The sequence below is a fragment of the Cellulomonas gelida genome (assembly GCF_006538725.1).
GTDB classification, from domain to species: domain Bacteria; phylum Actinomycetota; class Actinomycetes; order Actinomycetales; family Cellulomonadaceae; genus Cellulomonas; species Cellulomonas gelida.
Genome location: NZ_BJLQ01000034.1, coordinates 1 through 17,446 on the forward strand (window position 1 = coordinate 1; position 17,446 = coordinate 17,446).

The 17,446-nt window shown below is 72.8% G+C and carries 15 protein-coding genes and 1 tRNA gene; 8 read left to right on the plus strand and 8 right to left on the minus strand.

What is annotated here, in order from left to right:
• Nucleotides 1-51: 51 nt before the first annotated feature.
• The gene (locus tag CGE01nite_RS13265) at nucleotides 52-1,047 is read right to left on the minus strand and encodes a MetQ/NlpA family ABC transporter substrate-binding protein (RefSeq protein ID WP_141371354.1); all 996 of its coding nucleotides are present in this window, start codon (nucleotides 1,045-1,047) and stop codon (nucleotides 52-54) included.
• Between the two features lie 627 nt (nucleotides 1,048-1,674).
• Between CGE01nite_RS13265 and CGE01nite_RS13270 the strand changes: the two genes are divergently transcribed.
• Nucleotides 1,675-2,175: a DUF3145 domain-containing protein gene (locus CGE01nite_RS13270; RefSeq protein ID WP_048342167.1), complete on the plus strand. Its 501-nt coding sequence runs from the start codon at nucleotides 1,675-1,677 to the stop codon at nucleotides 2,173-2,175.
• A 61-nt stretch (nucleotides 2,176-2,236) separates the two neighbouring features.
• Here the strand turns inward: CGE01nite_RS13270 and CGE01nite_RS13275 are convergent, their stop codons facing one another.
• From CGE01nite_RS13275 to CGE01nite_RS13295, 5 genes are all read right to left on the minus strand, one after another.
• On the minus strand, nucleotides 2,237-3,481 hold the full coding sequence (locus CGE01nite_RS13275) for a beta-ketoacyl-[acyl-carrier-protein] synthase family protein (RefSeq protein ID WP_048342108.1): 1,245 nt from the start codon (nucleotides 3,479-3,481) through the stop codon (nucleotides 2,237-2,239).
• Between the two features lie 121 nt (nucleotides 3,482-3,602).
• Nucleotides 3,603-3,851 carry an acyl carrier protein gene (locus CGE01nite_RS13280; protein ID WP_141371355.1) on the minus strand — a complete coding sequence of 83 codons (249 nt, stop codon included), beginning with the start codon at nucleotides 3,849-3,851 and terminating at the stop codon, nucleotides 3,603-3,605.
• A gap of 99 nt (nucleotides 3,852-3,950) precedes the next feature.
• Nucleotides 3,951-4,952: a beta-ketoacyl-ACP synthase III gene (locus CGE01nite_RS13285; protein WP_048342110.1), complete on the minus strand. Its 1,002-nt coding sequence runs from the start codon at nucleotides 4,950-4,952 to the stop codon at nucleotides 3,951-3,953.
• Nucleotides 4,949-5,950, minus strand: coding sequence for an ACP S-malonyltransferase (locus CGE01nite_RS13290; protein ID WP_141371356.1), 1,002 nt, complete (start codon nucleotides 5,948-5,950; stop codon nucleotides 4,949-4,951). The genes CGE01nite_RS13285 and CGE01nite_RS13290 overlap by 4 nt, the downstream gene beginning before the upstream one ends.
• Nucleotides 5,951-6,086: 136 nt before the next feature.
• Entirely contained in the window at nucleotides 6,087-7,313 is a 1,227-nt protein-coding gene (locus CGE01nite_RS13295) for a PucR family transcriptional regulator (protein ID WP_170210974.1), read from the minus strand.
• A gap of 158 nt (nucleotides 7,314-7,471) precedes the next feature.
• Between CGE01nite_RS13295 and CGE01nite_RS13300 the strand changes: the two genes are divergently transcribed.
• Nucleotides 7,472-8,158 carry a hypothetical protein gene (locus CGE01nite_RS13300; protein ID WP_229747410.1) on the plus strand — a complete coding sequence of 229 codons (687 nt, stop codon included), beginning with the start codon at nucleotides 7,472-7,474 and terminating at the stop codon, nucleotides 8,156-8,158.
• Nucleotides 8,159-8,280: 122 nt separating this feature from the next.
• On the opposite strand, the gene aceE is transcribed toward CGE01nite_RS13300, so the two are convergent.
• The gene (gene aceE, locus CGE01nite_RS13305; protein WP_048342113.1) at nucleotides 8,281-11,028 is read right to left on the minus strand and encodes a pyruvate dehydrogenase (acetyl-transferring), homodimeric type; all 2,748 of its coding nucleotides are present in this window, start codon (nucleotides 11,026-11,028) and stop codon (nucleotides 8,281-8,283) included.
• Nucleotides 11,029-11,354: 326 nt separating this feature from the next.
• On the opposite strand from aceE, the gene CGE01nite_RS13310 reads away from it, so the two are divergent.
• From CGE01nite_RS13310 to CGE01nite_RS13335, 6 genes are all read left to right on the plus strand, one after another.
• Entirely contained in the window at nucleotides 11,355-11,774 is a 420-nt protein-coding gene (locus CGE01nite_RS13310) for a DUF3052 domain-containing protein (RefSeq protein ID WP_048342114.1), read from the plus strand.
• Nucleotides 11,771-12,247: a peroxiredoxin gene (locus CGE01nite_RS13315; protein WP_048342115.1), complete on the plus strand. Its 477-nt coding sequence runs from the start codon at nucleotides 11,771-11,773 to the stop codon at nucleotides 12,245-12,247. Before CGE01nite_RS13310 ends, CGE01nite_RS13315 begins: the two co-directional genes overlap by 4 nt.
• A gap of 133 nt (nucleotides 12,248-12,380) precedes the next feature.
• A complete protein-coding gene (locus CGE01nite_RS13320; RefSeq protein ID WP_048342116.1) occupies nucleotides 12,381-13,745 on the plus strand; it encodes a cystathionine beta-synthase in 1,365 nt (454 codons plus the stop codon).
• An 11-nt stretch (nucleotides 13,746-13,756) separates the two neighbouring features.
• Nucleotides 13,757-14,920: a cystathionine gamma-synthase gene (locus CGE01nite_RS13325; RefSeq protein WP_048342117.1), complete on the plus strand. Its 1,164-nt coding sequence runs from the start codon at nucleotides 13,757-13,759 to the stop codon at nucleotides 14,918-14,920.
• Nucleotides 14,921-15,047: 127 nt separating this feature from the next.
• Nucleotides 15,048-15,121: transfer RNA gene (locus CGE01nite_RS13330), tRNA-Val, on the plus strand.
• 44 nt (nucleotides 15,122-15,165) lie between these two features.
• The gene (locus CGE01nite_RS13335) at nucleotides 15,166-17,133 is read left to right on the plus strand and encodes a right-handed parallel beta-helix repeat-containing protein (RefSeq protein WP_141371357.1); all 1,968 of its coding nucleotides are present in this window, start codon (nucleotides 15,166-15,168) and stop codon (nucleotides 17,131-17,133) included.
• A gap of 28 nt (nucleotides 17,134-17,161) precedes the next feature.
• Here CGE01nite_RS13335 and CGE01nite_RS13340 read toward each other — a convergent pair whose 3' ends face one another.
• A complete protein-coding gene (locus tag CGE01nite_RS13340) occupies nucleotides 17,162-17,437 on the minus strand; it encodes a metal-sensitive transcriptional regulator (protein ID WP_048342118.1) in 276 nt (91 codons plus the stop codon).
• Nucleotides 17,438-17,446: the final 9 nt, after the last annotated feature.

Below are 17,446 nucleotides of genomic sequence, written 5' to 3' on the forward strand. Positions count from 1 at the left end.
GCGGTGCGCGACGAGCAGGGGCTCGCGCGCACCGCGACCCGCGGCGGGTGGTCAGCCGGCCGCGCGCAGGTTCTCCTGCGTGGTGGCCAGGACGTCCTGAAGCTTGGCCGCGTCGTAGCCCTCGACGATCACGGCGGTGCCGCCCGACGACTCCACGACCGACTCGAGCACGGACGGGTCGTGGTAGAGCTCGACGATCCGCTGGTACACGGGGTTGTCGAGCTCGTCGGCGCGGGCGACGATCACGTTGATGTACGGCTGGGCGCCGGGGGAGGCCGGGTCGTCGGCGTACACGAAGCCGTCGAGGTCGAAGCCCGCGTCGGTCGCGAAGTTGTTGTTCACGACGACGCCCGCGATGTCCGGGTCGGCGATGAGACCTGCGGTCTGCGACGCCTCGACCGGCCGCACGACGACCGTCGACGCGTCGGTGTCGACGTCGTCGGGCGTCGGCACGGCGGGGTCGCCCGTGAGCTCGATGAGCCCCGCCGACTCGAGGACGAACAGCGCACGCGCCTGGTTGGTCGAGTCGTTCGGGATCGCCACCTGCTCGCCCTTCGTGAACTCCTCGACCTTCTCGTGCTTCTCGGAGTAGAGCGGGAGCGGGACGATGAGCGTCGACCCGATCGGCTGCAGGTCGTCTCCCGTGTTGTTGTTGTGGTCCGCCAGGTACAGCACGTGCTGGAACGCGTTGAGGTCGATCTCGCCGTCCGCCAGCGCCGGGTTCGGCTGCGTGTACTCCGAGAAGCCGACGAGCTCGAGGTCGATGTTCTCCTTCGCGGCGAGCGCCTTGAGGATCTCCCAGTGCGGCTGCGCGATCTCGGTCGTGCCCAGGCGGACGACGGTCGGCCGGGCCGACGAGGTGCTGCCCCCGCCTGCGGCGTCGTCGTCGGAGTCACGGTTGAGCAGGTAGGCGGTCGCGGCGCCCGCGACGACGACCGCCGCGACGACGACGCCCGCGATCAGCCCGCGGCGCGAGCCGCCGGACCTCGGGGGCAGGACGGGCGCGGCACCGTCGGTCGGGTTCGTCGGGTTCGGGGTGTCAGACATGGTGGTCTCCAAGGTGAGGGGCACGTCAGCGGTGCCGTGGCGAGGCGGTCGACGGGCGGCCGGAAGGATGCGACGGGCAGCACGGCGCGTGCGGGCACGAGCGGTGGGGTCGCGCGGCCGCACGGGATGACCTGGCGGCGGATGTCGTCCGCCCGGACCGGAGGGTGCGAGCGGGGTGGAGCGGCTACGGACGCGGCCGGCGGCCGGTCGGACGGCTCAGCGGCAGAGCATCGAGCGACACGAGGCGCGCAGACACATGACGACCGTGCCCGAAGGCTCGGTGGTCCGGGTGTCCGTCGTCCGCGTGCGCATCGTCGACCTCTCGTCAGGCGGCCTCGGCCGCGTGGCAGGGCACTGGGCCCGACCTGCTGATCGGTGCTGCGCCGATCCGGGGCGAGTCAAGACCACGCGCGTCGGCGGTGTCAAATTCCGAGCCGTTCGGTGCGGTAATCCGGAGGTCAGCGGGCGTGTCGTTCACCCGCACGGGCGGCGCCCGGCGCGGTCGCTTGGCACGACACGCGGTCGTCGTGCATCCTGTGGACGTACGCCGCGAGCGCCACAGGTGGTCTGAACGGTGGGACGAGGTCGTTGGGGAAGACGAACCTCGAGCCGCTGATGGAGGACGACATGGCAGGTGCGATCACCCGCGGTGTGCTTTTCGTGCACTCAGCACCCCGTGCGCTGTGCCCGCACATCGAGTGGGCAGCAGGCAACGTGCTGGGTCAGCGCGTGTCGCTGGACTGGACCGAGCAGCCCGCCGGACCGGCGTTCTACCGCGCCGAGCTCTCGTGGCAGGGTGCCCCCGGCACCGGCGCGCGCCTCGCGTCCGCGCTGCGCGGGTGGGCGCACCTGCGCTACGAGATCACCGAGGAGCCGAGCCACGGCGTGGACGGCTCGCGCTGGAGCCACACGCCCGACCTCGGGATCTTCCACGCCGCGACCGACGTCCACGGCAACGTCGTGATCCCCGAGGACCGCATCCGTGCGGCGCTCGAGCACGCGGGGGACGCCGCCCGGCTGCGCGCCGAGCTGGACCTCGCGCTCGGTCAGGCGTGGGACGACGAGCTCGAGCCGTTCCGGTACGCGGGCGCGGGCGCACCCGTGCGCTGGCTGCACCGGGTCGGCTGAGCCGACAGACGACGAGAGGGGCGCTCCTGACCGGGGCGCCCCTCTCGTCGTCGGTGGTCCGTCAGGCGGAGGTGACCACCAGGGCCACGTTGTGGCCGCCGAAGCCGAACGAGTTGTTGATCGCCGCGATCTCACCGGCGGGCAGGGCTCGCGGCGTGTCACGGACCAGGTCGAGCACGAGCTCGGGGTCCGGCTGCGTCACGTTGATGGTCGGGGGAGCCTGGCGCTCGTGCAGCGCCAGCACTGTGAAGATCGTCTCGAGCGCGCCGGCGCCGCCCAGCAGGTGACCGGTCATCGACTTGGTGGCCGACAGTGCGACGTGGTCCGCGTCGTCGCCCAGGACGCCACGGATCGAGCGCGCCTCGATGAGGTCGCCGACGACGGTCGACGTGGCGTGCGCGTTGACGTGCACGACCTCCGTCGCGGCGACACCCGACTCCTGGAGCGCCGCGCGCATCGCGCGGATCTGCCCGTCGCCGCTCGGCTCCGGGGAGGTGATGTGGTAGCCGTCGGCGGACAGGCCGACACCGGCGATGCGGGCGTAGACACGCGCACCGCGCGCAGCGGCGTGCTCGGCGCTCTCGAGGACGACGACACCCGCTCCCTCGCCGATCACGAACCCGTCGCGGTCGACGTCGTACGGGCGCGAGGCGCCCTGCGGGTCGTCGTTGCGCAGCGAGAGCGTGCGCGAGGCCGCGAACGCAGCGATCGGCATCGGGTGGATGGTCGCCTCGGTGCCGCCCGCGATGACGACGTCGGCGCGGCCGGCGCGGATCATGTCGACGCCGTAGCCGATCGCCTCGGCACCCGACGCGCACGCCGAGACCAGCGCATGCGCGCCCGCCTTCGCGCCGAACTCGAGCGACACGAACGCGACGGGCGAGTTCGGCATGAGCATGGGGACGGTCATGGGCAGGACGCGCCGGGCGCCCTTCTCCCGCAGCAGGTCCCAGCCGTCGAGCGTGGTCCAGATCCCGCCGATGCCCGACGACACGACGGCGCCCAGACGCTCGCCGTCGACCTCGGGGGTGCCGGCGTCGGCCCACGCCTCGCGCGCCGCGATGATCGCGTACTGCGTCGAGGGGTCCATGCGCTTGAGCTCGGGCCGCTCGAGCACCTCGCTCGGCTTGACCTTGATGGTGGCCGCGAACTCGACGGGGATGCCGTACTGGGCGGACCAGTCCTCTTCGAACGGGCGCGCGCCGGACTCGCCCGCGAGGGCTGCGGCCCACGTGCTCTTCGCGTCGCCGCCGAGGGGTGTCGTGGCGCCCAGTCCGGTGACGACGACGTCGGTCGTGTGGCTCATCGCTGCTCCCAGTGAGGTCGGGTCCCGGTCTCGCGGGTTCGGTGGGCGGTGGTCCGGGCAGAGTGGCCTGGGGCGCCCGCCGGTCCGTCCTGCGCGTCGCGCGCAGGACGGACCAGGGTGGTCAGGACTGCGCGTTCGCGATGAAGCTGACGGCGTCGCCGACGGTCGCGAGGTTCTTGACCTCGTCGTCGGGGATGCGCACGTCGAACTTCTCCTCGGCGAGCGTGACGATCGTCATCATCGACAGCGAGTCGATGTCGAGGTCGTCGGTGAAGGACTTCTCCACCTGGACCGCGTCGGTCGGCAGGCCGGTCTCCTCGCTGACGATCTCGGCCAGTCCGGCCAGGATGTCCTGCTCGCTGTACGCCATGGTTGTCTCCTTCGTGGGTGACGTGAGGGGTCGGACGAACGGTACAGCCGGGGCGGCCGGACCGAAGATGAGGTGTCGCCGTCCGAGGACGGTCGACGATCAGGGCAGGACGACGACCTGCGCCGCGTAGACCAGCCCGGCACCGAAGCCGATCTGCAGGGCGAGCGCGCCCGAGGACACCTTGCCCTCGCGCAGCAGCCGCTCGGTGGCCAGCGGGATGGACGCGGCCGACGTGTTGCCGGTGTCGGCGATGTCCCGCGCGACGACGACCGTCTCGGGCAGCTTCAGCTGCTTGATCATCTGGTCGATGATGCGCATGTTCGCCTGGTGCGGGATGAACGCCTCGATGTCGTCGGCGGTGACTCCCGCGGCGTCCATCGCCTTCTGCGCGACGGGTGCCATCTGCCACACCGCCCACTTGAAGACCGACTGGCCCTCCTGGCGCAGCGTGGGCCAGCCCGCGCCCGTCTGGGTCTCCTTCCAGGAGTGGGTCTGGCGGATCGCCTGCGCCTGGCCGCCGTCCGAGCCCCAGACCGTCGGGCCGATGCCCGGCGTGTCCGACGGCCCGATCACCACGGCGCCCGCGCCGTCGCCCAGCAGGAACGAGATCGAGCGGTCGGTCGGGTCGATGAAGTCGCTCATCTTCTCGGCGCCGATCACCAGCACGTGACGCGCTGCGCCGGAGCGCACGAGCGCGTCGGCCTGGCCGATGCCGTAGCAGTAGCCGGCGCACGCGGCCGAGATGTCGAAGGCCGCGGCGGGCGTCGCGCCGATGCGGTCGGCGATGATCGCCGCTCCCGCGGGCGTCTGGTGGAAGTACGTGACGGTCGACAGGATGACGGCGTCGATGTCCGCACCCGTCAGGCCGGCGTGCTCGACCGCCCGGCGCGCGGCCTGCTCGGCGAGGTCGAGCACGTCCGTCTCAGCGCCCGCGCGGGCGCGGGTCACGATCCCGGTCCGCTGGCGGATCCACTCGTCGGACGAGTCGATCGGGCCGGCGATCTCGTCGTTCGTCACGAGGTTCTCGCCACGGACGCCCCCGATCCCGAGGATCCGGGTGTGGGCGGGGCCGGTGGACTGCGTCAGGGTGGGACGGGTCACGACGACTGCTCCTGGCTGCTCGCGGACGGGGTCGAACCCGCGTCCGGGGTGGATCCGGCGTGGCGGCGCACGAGGTCGCGTGCGGCGTCCAGGTCGGCGGGGGTCTTGACGGCGACGGTCTCGACCCCGGGCAGCGTACGACGCGCCAGACCGGTGAGCACACCTCCGGGCGCGACCTCCAGCAGACCGGTCACGCCGAGGTCGAGCAGCGTCGTGCAGCACAGGTCCCAGCGCACGGGGTGCGCGACCTGTGCGACGACGAGCTCGAGCGCGCGGGACCCGGAGGCGACCACGGAACCGTCGGAGTTGGTCAGCAGCGCGACCGCCGGCTCGCCCGGCGCCACGGCGTCCGCGGCCGCGCGCAGCTCGGCGACGGCGGGAGCCATGTGCTCGGTGTGGAACGCGCCGGCGACCTGCAGGGCGATCACCCGGGCCTTGGCGGGCGGGTCCGCCGCCAGGGCCGCGAGAGCCTCGAGCGTGCCCGCGGCGACGACCTGGCCGCCCCCGTTGACGTTCGCGGGCACGAGCCCGTGACGCTCGAGCGCGGCGAGCACCTCGTCGGGGTCGCCGCCCAGCACGGCGCTCATGCCGGTGGGCGTCACGGCCGCGGCGCGGGCCATGGCCGAGCCGCGCACAGCCACGAGCCGCAGCGCCTCCTCGTCGGTCAGGACGCCTGCGACGGCGGCCGCCGCGAGCTCGCCGACCGAGTGGCCCGCGGTCACGTCGACGCGGCCGCCCAGGGCCGCGCCGAGCGGGGCGTCCTCGCCGACCTCGAGCACCGTACGCAGGCTCGCGAGAGCGGAGGCGACCAGCAGCGGCTGCGCGACGGCCGTGTCACGGATCGTGTCCGCGTCGGAGGTCGTGCCGTGCGCGACGAGGTCGAGGCCGGTGGCCTGCGAGGCGCGGGAGATCGAGGAGGCGAAGGAGGGCAGCTCGAGCCAGGGGGCGAGCATGCCGGGGGACTGGGCACCCTGTCCGGGGCAGACGACGACGAGCACCCGTCAACTGTGCCTGCACCGGGCGTCGCGACCGGGTGGCGGCGCGCACCGAGAATCTGGCGAGGCGTTGTGCGTGTCCTACAAGAGGCGCTCACCCACGCGGTGCCGCGGGCGCGCGACCCGCGTCGTCGGCCCGTCAGGCGGGCGCGTCGAGGCGACCCACGGCGAGCGCCGTCTGCAGGACGTACGACTCGCGCGGGTCCAGCGGGTCCCAGCCCGTGACGTCCGCGACGCGCTTGAGCCGGTAGCGGACCGTGTTGGGGTGCACGTACAGCGACCGTGCCGCGGCCTCGAGCGAGCGGCCGGTGCCGAGGTAGGCCGAGATCGTCTCGAGCAGCGCACCCTGGCTCGCGGCCAGCGGCTCGTACGCCTGCGCGACGAGCGTGCGCCGCGCGAGCACGTCGCCGACGAGCACGCGCTCGGGGAGCAGGTCGTCGGCCGCGACGGGCCGCGGAGCCTGCGGCCAGGCCGCCGCCGCCTGCAGCCCGGCGATCGCCGCGCGCGCCGAGGCGGCGCTCGCGGTCACGTCGGCCACCAGCGGACCGATGACGACCGGGCCGGGCCCGAACCGCGGCAGCAGCGACGTGGCGGCCGCGAGCAGGTCGCCCTGGCCGCCGAGGAACACGACGAGCCGGTCGCCCTGGATCCCCACGAGCGCGTCGTCGGCGGCGCGCCGCGTGGCCCGTCGCAGGTCCGCGGCGCGTACCTCGTCGATCGGCGCGGCCGTCGTTCCGACGACGACGAGCGTCTGACCACGGCCGCTCCAGCCGAGCGCGGCCACGCGCGAGCGCGTCGAGTCGTCGACGTCACCCCGCACGAGCGCGTCCACGACGAGCGCCTCGAGCCGCGCGTCCCACGCCCCGCGGACCTCGGCGGCGCGTGCGTAGACCTCGGCCGCGGAGAAGGCGACCTCGCGCGAGTACAGCAGCACGGCCTCGCGCAGCTCGCGCTCCTCGCCCGGGGCCGCGAGCCGGTCGGCGTGCGACTCGACCACGTCGACGACCACGCGCACGAGGTGCAGCGTGTGCTGCAGCGAGATCGAGCGCGTGAGCTCGGGGGGTGCGCTCGCGAAGATGTCGCTCACGCCGTGCGGCGCGCGCGACGAGTCGGCGAACCAGGCGATGAACGAGCTGATGCCCGCCTGGGCCACGAGCCCGACCCACGAGCGGTCCTCAGCGGGTAGTGCGCGGTACCAGTCCAGGTCCTCGTCGAGCCGTCGCATCGCGGCGGCGGCCAGCAGGCCCGCGCCCTCGCGCACGCGGCGCTGCGTCTCCGTCGGTGCGGCCGGGGTGGCCTCGGGCTGACCGGGCGGCACGCGCTGGTTGCCCGCACGCGCGCCGGCGGGTTCGACGATACGGGCCATGGGGTGAGCATAGGGCGGGGCCTTGTGGGAAGTCGACAAAGGCGACGAGCGCGCGCCGCCGTCCCAGGGTGCGGACGCCGGGTTGGCGGGGCGCCCGCCTCGCCCGGAAAGTCGTTCTCGACCGGGACGCCCGGACCAGACCGGGTTAGGGTCGCTGCATGGCTCTGCTGCCCCGCCTACGACAGCTCATGCGTCGGCCGTCGTCCGCGTCGCGTGTCGGTGCCCGCCGTCCGACGAGCACCGCTCGCCGTGGTGACACGCTTCACGAGGACGCCCTGCGCTCGATGCTGTCCGACGACCCCAACAACGTCCGCGCCTTCGCGGCGCTCGCGGAGATCGTGCGCCGCCGTGCCAGCGAGACCGGCCCGGACGGCGACCCGCTCACCGCGCCGCAGGACGAGGTGGCGCGTCAGCGCGCCGCCGACCTGGCGGTCTGGTCGCTCGGCGAGGAGCTCGCGGGCAACCCCCGGGCGTGGTACCCGCTGATCGAGGTCGCGCGCCTGTCGGTGCGCGACGACCACGAGGGCACGCTGCGTCGGCTCACCACCGCCGCCGAGCGCGACCCGTCGGGCGCTGCGCTCCTCGAGGCGCTCGCGCTGCTGCGCGAGGCCGGCAAGCCCGTCGACGCGCTCGGTCTGGGCGTCGGCCACTGGCGCCCCCGGGAGCACGAGCCCGAGGTCGCCCGGCAGCTCGTCCACGCCGCGATCGAGGCGGACCGACCGCTCGAGGCCAAGCAGTACGTCGCCAACCTCGACCTCTACCCTGACCAGGCGGCGGTCGCCCCGCTGCGGGCCGAGCTCGAGCAGGTCGTCGCCCAGGCGCGCCAGGCCATCCCCGGCACCTGACCCCGCGGGCGCGGCGGCACGACGACACCCGAGCCTGACGGACGCCCGAGCATGACGGACGCCCGAGCATGACGAAGGGGGCCGACGATCGTCGGCCCCCTTCGTCATGCGTCAGTCGCGTGTCAGCTGTCGCCACCCGTGTTGCCCGAGGTGCCGGCCGTGACGTCGTGCAGGTCGTACCGCTCGATCGCCTGCGCGGGAGCGTCCGCCGCGACGTCCCCGGTGCGCGCGAGCTGCTGCAGCACGCGCACCACGGTCGACGGGCCGTCGATCTTGAAGTGACGGCGGGCGGCGGCGCGCGTGTCGGAGAAGCCGAAGCCGTCCGCCCCGAGCGTCGCATACGTGCCCGGGATCCACGCGCGCACCTGGTCGGCGACGAGGTGGTCGTAGTCCGTCGTCGCGACGAACGGACCCTCGGCGCCCTCGAGCTTGCGCGTCAGGTACGCCGTGCGCGGCTCCTCGCCCGGGTGCAGGAACGCCTGCTGGTCCGCGGCGAGCCCGTCGCGGCGCAGCTCGTTCCAGGACGTGACCGACCACACCGCGGCGCGCACGCCCCAGTCGTCGGCCAGGAGCTTCTGCGCCTCGAGCGCCCACGGCACCGCCACGCCCGACGCGAGGATCTGGGCGCGCGGCCCGTCGCCCTCGGCGGGGGACAGCAGGTAGATGCCCTTGAGGATGCCGTCGACGTCGACGTCCTGCGGCTCGGCCGGCTGCACGATCGGCTCGTTGTAGACCGTGAGGTAGTAGATGACGTCACGGTCGCGGCCGCCGTTGTCCGGCGCGTACATCCGGTCGATGCCGTCGCGCACGATGTGCCGCAGCTCGTAGCCGTACGCCGCGTCGTAGTGCACGACGTGCGGCATGGTCCCCGCCAGCAGCGGGGAGTGCCCGTCGGCGTGCTGCAGGCCCTCGCCCGTGAGCGTGGTGCGGCCCGCCGTGGCGCCGACGAGGAAGCCCCGCGCCATCTGGTCGCCGGCCGCCCAGAACTGGTCGCCCGTGCGCTGGAACCCGAACATCGAGTAGTAGAAGTAGAACGGCACGAGCGGCTCGCCGTGCGTCGCGTACGACGTCCCGACCGCCTGGAACGCGGAGGCCGAGCCGGCCTCGTTGATCCCGGTGTGCATGATCTGCCCGGACTCGGACTCCTTGTAGCTCAGCATGAGGTCGCGGTCGACCGCGAGGTAGTGCTGGCCCACGGTGTTGAAGATCTTGGCGCTGGGGAAGATCGCGTCGAGGCCGAACGTGCGGGCCTCGTCGGGGATGATCGGCACCAGGCGGTGACCGAACTCCTTGTCCTTCAGGAGGTCCTTGAACAGGCGCACGAGCGCCATCGTCGTGGCGACCTCCTGCTGGCCCGAACCCTTGGCGAGGCTCTCGTACCGCTCGGCCGGCGGCGTCGTGACGGGCTGGTACGTCGAGCGGCGCTCGGGCACGAACCCGCCGAGCTGGCGGCGGCGCTCGAGCATGTACTGGATCGCCTCGTCGTCGGTACCCGGGTGGTAGTACGGCGGGAGGTAGGGGTTCTCCTCGAGCTGGGCGTCCGTGAACGGGATGTGCAGCGTGTCACGGAGCGTCTTGAGGTCGTCGATCTTGAGCTTCTTCATCTGGTGCGTCGCGTTGCGACCGGCGAAGCCCGAGCCCAGCCCGTAGCCCTTGATCGTGTGCGCCAGGATGATCGTCGGCGCGCCCGTGTGCTCACGCGCCGCCTTGTAGGCCGCGTAGATCTTGCGGTAGTCGTGACCGCCGCGCTTGAGCGCCCAGATCTCGTCGTCGGTCATCTTCTCGACGAGCTGCTTGGTCCGCGGGTCGCGGCCGAAGAAGTGCTCGCGGATGAACGCGCCGTTCTCGGCGCGGTAGGTCTGGTAGTCGCCGTCCGGCGTCGTGTTCATGAGGTGGACCAGCGCGCGGTCCTTGTCCGCGTTGAGCAGGACGTCCCACTCGCGGCCCCACACGACCTTGATGACGTTCCAGCCGGCACCGCGGAACTCGGCCTCGAGCTCCTGGATGATCTTGCCGTTGCCACGCACGGGACCGTCGAGCCGCTGCAGGTTGCAGTTCACGACGAACGTGAGGTTGTCGAGGTTCTGCTGCGCCGCGAGGTGGATCAGGCCGCGCGACTCGGGCTCGTCCATCTCGCCGTCGCCGAGGAACGCCCAGACGTCCTGCTGGCTCGTGTCCTTGATCCCGCGGTTGTGCAGGTACCGGTTGGTCCACGCCTGGTAGATCGCGCCCGACGGACCCAGGCCCATCGAGACGGTCGGGAACTCCCACAGCTCCGGCGCGAGGCGCGGGTGCGGGTACGACGGCAGGCCGCCGCCCGGGTGGGAGAGCTCCTGGCGGAACCCGTCGAGCTGGTGCTCGGTGAGCCGGCCCTCGAGGAACGCGCGGGCGTACACGCCGGGGGAGGCGTGGCCCTGGAAGTAGATCTGGTCACCGCCGCCGGGGTGGTCCTTGCCGCGGAAGAAGTGGTTGAGGCCGACCTCGTACAGCGTCGCGACGGACGCGTACGACGAGATGTGCCCGCCGACCCCGATGCCGGGACGCTGGGCGCGCGTCACCATGACGGCCGCGTTCCAGCGGTTCCACGAGCGGTAGCGGCGCTCGATGACCTCGTCGCCGGGGAAGTACGGCTCGTTGTGCACCGCGATCGTGTTCACGTACGGCGTGTTGAGCGACGCCGGGATCGCGACGTTCTTCTCCCGCGCGCGGCGCAGGAGGCTCATGAGCACGTACCGCGCGCGCGGGCCGCCCTTGTCGTCGATGAGTCCGTCGAGCGACTCGACCCACTCACCGGTCTCGTCGGGGTCGATGTCGGGTACCTGGCTGAGCAGGCCGCCGATGAGCGGGCCTGTCTCGTCGATCTGAGCCACCAGTGCTCCTCGCCTCTTGTCGGCGCGCGGGCCCTGAACGGCCTCGGCGCACATCGTCGGCCCGGTCCCGAGCGCGCGCGGCTGGCGGCCGCGTGCACGGGTGCGGGTAGTCCGCCCCATTGTCGGACCCTGAGCACCAGAAGTCACACGCGGGCCCCGTGCGGGGCACGTGACGTCGGTGACACCGGCCCCACGCGGCACCCCCGGCAGACCCGTGCCGCGTGGGGCCTTGCCAGGTGGCGCGCGCTGCGGTGGGCTAGGTTGTGCGCACATCGAACAGGCCTGCTCCCTGCGGAGGAGGCCGTGACGAAGGGATCGGACGGGACGTGTCAGCCAGTGCGGACGCCGGGCAGCAGCAGGCTGCCCGTCTGGGCTTCTCCTCGGGTCAGGTGATCCAGGAGCTCGGCTACGACGACGACGCCGACGAGGCCCTGAGGGCGGCCGTCGAGGCCGTCACCGGGACGGAGCTCGTCGACGAGGACTACGACGACGTCACCGACGGTGCAGTCATCTGGTTCCGCGACGACGACGGTGACCTGACCGACTTCCTCGTCGACGCGATGACCGTGCTCGACGACAACGGCCCGATCTGGGTGCTGTCCCCGAAGGCCGGCCGCCCGGGGCACGTCTCCCACTCCGACATCGAGGAGGCTGCGACCACGTCGGGGCTCCACGCGATGTCGACGTTCGCGATCGCGCCCGACTGGTCCGCGACCAAGCTGGGCACCCGCGGGCGCGGCAAGTGACCGAGCCGCAGGGCTCGAAGCTCCCCGTCGTCGGTCAGCCCGCACCCGGGTTCACGTTGCCCGACACGCACGGCACGCCGGTCTCGCTGGCCGACCTGCGCGGCACCCCGGTGGTCGTCGTGTTCGTGCCGTTCGCCTTCTCGGGGACCTGCACGGGTGAGCTGTGCGAGCTGCGGGACAACATCGCGGACTTCGACCGTGCCGGGGTGCGTCTGCTCGTCGTGAGCTGCGACCCGATGTTCTCGCTGCGGGCCTGGGCCGAGCAGGAGAAGTACACGTTCGACCTCCTCGCGGACTTCTGGCCGCACGGCGACGTCGCCCGCGCCTACGGCGTGTTCGACGAGGGCAGCGGGCACGCGCTGCGCGGGTCGTTCCTGATCGACGCCGAGGGCGTGCTGCGCTGGAGCGTCGTCAACGCGCGCGGGCAGGCGCGGCCGCTCGCCGCTTACCGCGAGGCGCTCGCGGCCCTCTGAGCGGCAGTGCCCGGTGGGGCGTCCGCGGGGCACGGGCTAGGCTGGTGCGGTGCGCTCCTGCTGTCGTCCCTGACGATCCCTCCGCCCGGATCCGTCGCCGCGCGTGCGCGCGGCCAGCCAGAGGACAGCACCCATGAGATTCGCCTCCCGCATCACCGACCTCGTCGGGGACACGCCGCTCGTGCAGCTGCACGCGGTGACCGAGGGCATCGCGGCCACGGTGCTCGCGAAGGTCGAGTACCTCAACCCCGGTGGGTCGTCGAAGGACCGCATCGCCGCGCGCATCATCGACGCCGCCGAACGTGACGGCCTGCTGCGGCCCGGCGGGACGATCGTCGAGCCGACGAGCGGCAACACCGGCGTGGGGCTCGCGCTCGTCGCGCAGCAGCGCGGGTACCACTGCGTGTTCGTCGTCCCGGACAAGGTGGGCGAGGACAAGCGCGCCGTGCTGCGCGCGTACGGCGCCGAGGTCGTCGTGACGCCCACGTCGGTCGCCCCCGACGACCCGGAGTCGTACTACTCGGTGTCGGACCGGCTCGCGGCGCAGATCCCGGGGGCGTTCAAGCCCAACCAGTACCAGAACCCGAACGGGCCGCTCAGCCACTACGAGACCACGGGTCCCGAGATCTGGCGCGACACCGACGGGCGCGTCACGCACTTCGTCGCGGGCGTCGGTACGGGCGGCACGATCAGCGGGACGGGCCGGTTCCTGAAAGAGGTCTCCGGCGGCGCCGTGCGCGTCGTCGGCGCCGACCCGGTCGGGTCGGTCTACTCCGGGGGGACCGGACGGCCCTACCTCGTCGAGGGCGTGGGGGAGGACTTCTGGCCCGGCGCGTACGACCCGTCGGTGGTCGACGAGGTGGTCGCCGTCGCGGACGCCGAGTCGTTCGAGGTGACGCGACGCCTGGCGCGCGAGGAGGGCCTGCTCGTCGGGGGCTCGAGCGGCATGGCCGTCGTCGCGGCGCTGCGGGTCGCGCGCGACCTGCCCGCCGACGCGGTCGTCGTCGTGCTGCTGCCCGACGGCGGGCGCGGGTACCTCGGCAAGATCTTCAACGACGCGTGGCTGCGCTCGTACGGGTTCAGCGCGCTGCCCGAGGAGCGCACGGTGCGCGACGTCGTGACCGCGAAGGACGGGTCGCTGCCCGCACTCGTGCACGCGCACCCCGCGGACACCGTGCGCGACGCGATCGCGATGATGACGGAGTTCGGCGTCTCGCAGCTGCCGGTGCTCACCGCCGAGCCGCCGGTCGTCATCGGCGAGGTCGTCGGCGCGATCGACGAGGAGTCGCTGCTCGAGAAGGTGTTCTCGGGCGAGGTCGAGATGGGCGACGCGGTGTCCGCGGTGCTCCAGGACGGCCTGCCGCAGATCGGCGCGAACGAGTCCGTCGCGCAGGCGCGCAAGGCGCTGTCGACGGCGAGCGCCCTGCTCGTGGTCGACGAGGGCGCCCCCGTCTCGGTCGTCACGCGAGCCGACCTCCTGACCTTCCTGAGCCACTGAGGAGACCACGCATGAGCCACCACGACGACCGTCCCGACGTCGGCTTCGAGACCCTGGCGATCCACGCGGGCCAGGACCCCGACGCGACCACCGGCGCGGTCATCCCGCCCGTGCACATGAGCTCGACGTACGTGCAGGACGGGATCGGCGGGCTGCGCGGCGGATACGAGTACGGACGAGCGGGCAACCCGACGCGCACCGCGCTCGAGACGCAGCTCGCGACGCTCGAGGGCGGCGCGCACGGACTGTCGTTCGCCTCCGGCCTCGCCGCCGAGGACGCGCTCCTGCGCGCCGTGCTCAAGCCCGGCGACGAGCTGCTGATCGGCGACGACGTGTACGGCGGCACGTACCGGCTCGTCTCGCGCGTGCTCGGCGCGTGGGGTGTGCGGCACCGGGTCGTGGACCTGACCGACCTGTCCGCGGTGCGCGACGCGCTCGACGAGCGGCCGAAGCTGATCTGGGCCGAGACGCCCAGCAACCCGTACCTGCGGATCACCGACATCGCGGCGCTCGCCGACCTCGCGCACGCGCACGGCGCGCTCGTGGTCGTCGACAACACCTTCGCCACGCCCGCGCTGCAGCGTCCGCTGAGCCTCGGTGCGGACGTCGTCGTGCACTCGACGACGAAGTACCTCGGCGGGCACTCGGACGTGGTCGGCGGCGCGGTCGTGCTGCAGGACGACGGGCTCGCGGAGCAGGTGAAGTTCCTGCAGTTCGCCGCGGGTGCGGTCTCCGGACCGCTCGACGCGTGGCTCACGACGCGCGGGATCAAGACGCTGGCCGTGCGCATGCAGCGGCATGGCGAGAACGCACTCGCGCTCGCGCAGCGGCTCGTCGAGCACCCTGCGGTGACCCGCGTGCACTACCCCGGCCTGCCGGACCACCCCGGGCACGAGATCGCCGTGCGCCAGTCGAGCGGCTTCGGCGGGATGCTCACCATCGAGCTCGCGGACGGTCCCGCCGCGCGCCGGTTCGCCGAGTCCACGCGCCTGTTCACGCTCGCCGAGTCGCTCGGTGGTGTGGAGTCGCTCGTGAACCACCCGGCGAGCATGACCCACGCGTCGGTGCGCGGGACGCCGCTCGAGGTCACGGAGTCGATCGTGCGGCTCTCGGTGGGTCTCGAGTCGGTCGGGGACCTCGTCGCCGACGTCGAGGCAGCGCTCGCGCGCGTCTGACGCCCGCACGAGGGCCGTCTGCGCGGCGCCTGGTGCCACCGGTGGCTCGTCGCGGGCGCTGCGGATGCCTGCCCCGGGAGGGCCGGTAGGCTGTGCCGCCGTCGGGCGCGGTGGTTCGCGGCCGCAGGGGCCTGTAGCTCAGCTGGTCAGAGCACCGCGCTTACACCGCGGGGGTCGCCGGTTCGAACCCGGCCGGGCCCACGTCGGATGGCTTGCTCCCTCGCGCGCGAAGGACGGTTCGTCTCATGCCCGATCTGCACGTCGCCGTCGACGGCTCGGACACCTCCGAGGGCACGCCGAGCGCGCCTCTGCGGACGATCAGCAGGGCGGCGCTGCTCGCGCGGCCAGGAGACACGGTCGTGGTGCACGAGGGGGAGTACCGCGAGTGGGTCAGGCCGGCCCGCGGTGGCCTGTCGGACCAGCGCCGCATCACGTACACGGCCGCGCCTGGTGAGCACGTGGTGATCAAGGGCTCCGAGCGCGTCACGGGCTGGCAGCCGGACGGCGGCACCGTGTGGCGCGTGAGCGTGCCGAACACGCTGTTCGGTGACGTCAACCCGTTCGCCGAGACGGTCGACGGGGACTGGGCCATCTACGAGCCGGGCGCGCCGCGCAAGCACCTCGCCGACGTCTACCTCGACGGGCGCTCGTTCTACGAGGTGCACGCGCGCGACGAGGTCCAGGACCCGCCGCGCCGCACCGAGGTCGTCGACGTGTGGACGGGCCGGGTCGTGCCCACCCACGACCCGGACCAGACCGTGTTCGTCTGGTACGCGGAGGTCGAGCAGGACGTCACGACCGTCTGGGCCAACTTCCACGGCGCCGACCCGAACGAGGACCTCGTCGAGATCAACGTGCGCCGGTCGGTGTTCTACCCCGACAGGCACCACGTGGACTGGATCACGGTCCGTGGCTTCGAGCTCGCGCACGCCGCGACCCCGTGGGCGCCGCCGACCGCCGACCAGCCGGGGCTCATCGGCCCGAACTGGGCCAAGGGCTGGATCATCGAGGACAACCTCATCCACGACGCGAAGTGCGCGGCGATCTCGCTCGGCAAGGAGGCCTCGACCGGCGACAACGACTCGTCGCAGCGCGGCGACAAGCCCGGCTACCAGTACCAGCTCGAGTCGGTGTTCTCCGCGCGGCACATCGGCTGGGACCGGGAGCACGTCGGCTCGCACGTGGTGCGGCGCAACACGATCGTCGACTGCGGGCAGAACGGCGTCGTCGGGCACCTGGGGTGCGTGTTCTCGACGATCGAGGACAACCACATCCACCGCATCGCGCTCAAGCGCGAGTTCTTCGGGCACGAGATCGCGGGCATCAAGCTCCACGCGGCGATCGACACGCAGATCCGGCACAACCGCATCCACGACACGACCCTCGGCATCTGGCTCGACTGGCAGACGCAGGGCACGCGGGTGAGCCGCAACCTGCTGTACGGGAACAACCGCGACCTGTTCGTCGAGGTGTCGCACGGCCCGTACGTCGTCGACCACAACGTCCTGGCGTCGGCCGCGGCGGTCGAGGTGGTGGCCCAGGGTGGCGCCTACCTCCACAACCTCGTCGCGGGGACGGTGCGGCTCGAGCCGGTCATGGACCGCTCCACGCCGTACCACGTGCCGCACTCGACCCAGGTCGCGGGCTTCGCGGTCGTCCCGGGCGGCGACGACCGGTGGATCGGCAACGTGTTCCTGGGCGGCGACGTCGACGACGCGTACGCCGGCGGCGCCCACCACCGCGCGGCCGGCTACGGGACCGCGGGGTACGACGCCTACCCGACGACGATGGAGGAGTACCGGGCCCGGCTCGACCCGTCCCTCGGCGACCACGCGCAGTTCCACGGCAAGACGCTGCCGGTGCAGATCCGCGACAACGTGTACGCGAACGGCGCGAAGGCGTTCCACGCGGAGGTCCGGCCGCTCGTGCTCGCGCCCGACGACGAGGTGCAGGTGACCGTCGCCGACGAGGGCGCCGAGGTGCACCTCGAGATCACCCTGCCGGCGGGCGTCGACCTCGCGACGGTGCCGCCCGTGGACGGCGCCACGCTGGGGTACGCGCACTTCCCGGCCGCCGAGTTCGAGGCGCCCGACGGGTCGGCGCTGCGGGCCGACGTGGACCTGGTCGGCATGGTGAAGTCCGGCGGCACGTCGTACGCCGCCGGCCCCCTTGCGGGCCTGACGACGGGGTCGGGCCGGACCCGCGTCTGGTAGGTGCTGCCGGTCGTGCGGGGGCTGGGCGTCAGGCCAGGGTGAGGAAGAGCTTCTCGAGCTCCTCGGTCGTGATGCCCTCGGCGCGGTTGACCCCGTCGGGGTCGATGACGCAGTCCTTCATCGCGGTCGCGATGATCGCGAAGCCCGCGCGGTCGAGGGCCGACGAGACGGCCGCGAGCTGGGTGACGACGTCGCGGCACGAGCCGCCCGCCTCCACCGCGTCGATCACGGCGTTGAGCTGGCCGCGCGCGCGGCGCAGGCGGTTCAGGACGCGGCGCTGGGCGTCGGTGTCGTTCGTGGCCACGGGTGCTCC

Bases quoted from the DNA above. Each gene is read 5' to 3' on its own strand.
- CGE01nite_RS13265 (WP_141371354.1), bottom strand. From the start codon at position 1,047: ATGTCTGACACCCCGAACCCGACGAACCCGACCGACGGTGCCGCGCCC.
- CGE01nite_RS13270 (WP_048342167.1), top strand. From the start codon at position 1,675: ATGGCAGGTGCGATCACCCGCGGTGTGCTTTTCGTGCACTCAGCACCC.
- CGE01nite_RS13275 (WP_048342108.1), bottom strand. From the start codon at position 3,481: ATGAGCCACACGACCGACGTCGTCGTCACCGGACTGGGCGCCACGACA.
- CGE01nite_RS13280 (WP_141371355.1), bottom strand. From the start codon at position 3,851: ATGGCGTACAGCGAGCAGGACATCCTGGCCGGACTGGCCGAGATCGTC.
- CGE01nite_RS13295 (WP_170210974.1), bottom strand. From the start codon at position 7,313: ATGGCCCGTATCGTCGAACCCGCCGGCGCGCGTGCGGGCAACCAGCGC.
- CGE01nite_RS13300 (WP_229747410.1), top strand. From the start codon at position 7,472: ATGGCTCTGCTGCCCCGCCTACGACAGCTCATGCGTCGGCCGTCGTCC.
- CGE01nite_RS13320 (WP_048342116.1), top strand. From the start codon at position 12,381: ATGAGATTCGCCTCCCGCATCACCGACCTCGTCGGGGACACGCCGCTC.
- CGE01nite_RS13325 (WP_048342117.1), top strand. From the start codon at position 13,757: ATGAGCCACCACGACGACCGTCCCGACGTCGGCTTCGAGACCCTGGCG.
- CGE01nite_RS13335 (WP_141371357.1), top strand. From the start codon at position 15,166: ATGCCCGATCTGCACGTCGCCGTCGACGGCTCGGACACCTCCGAGGGC.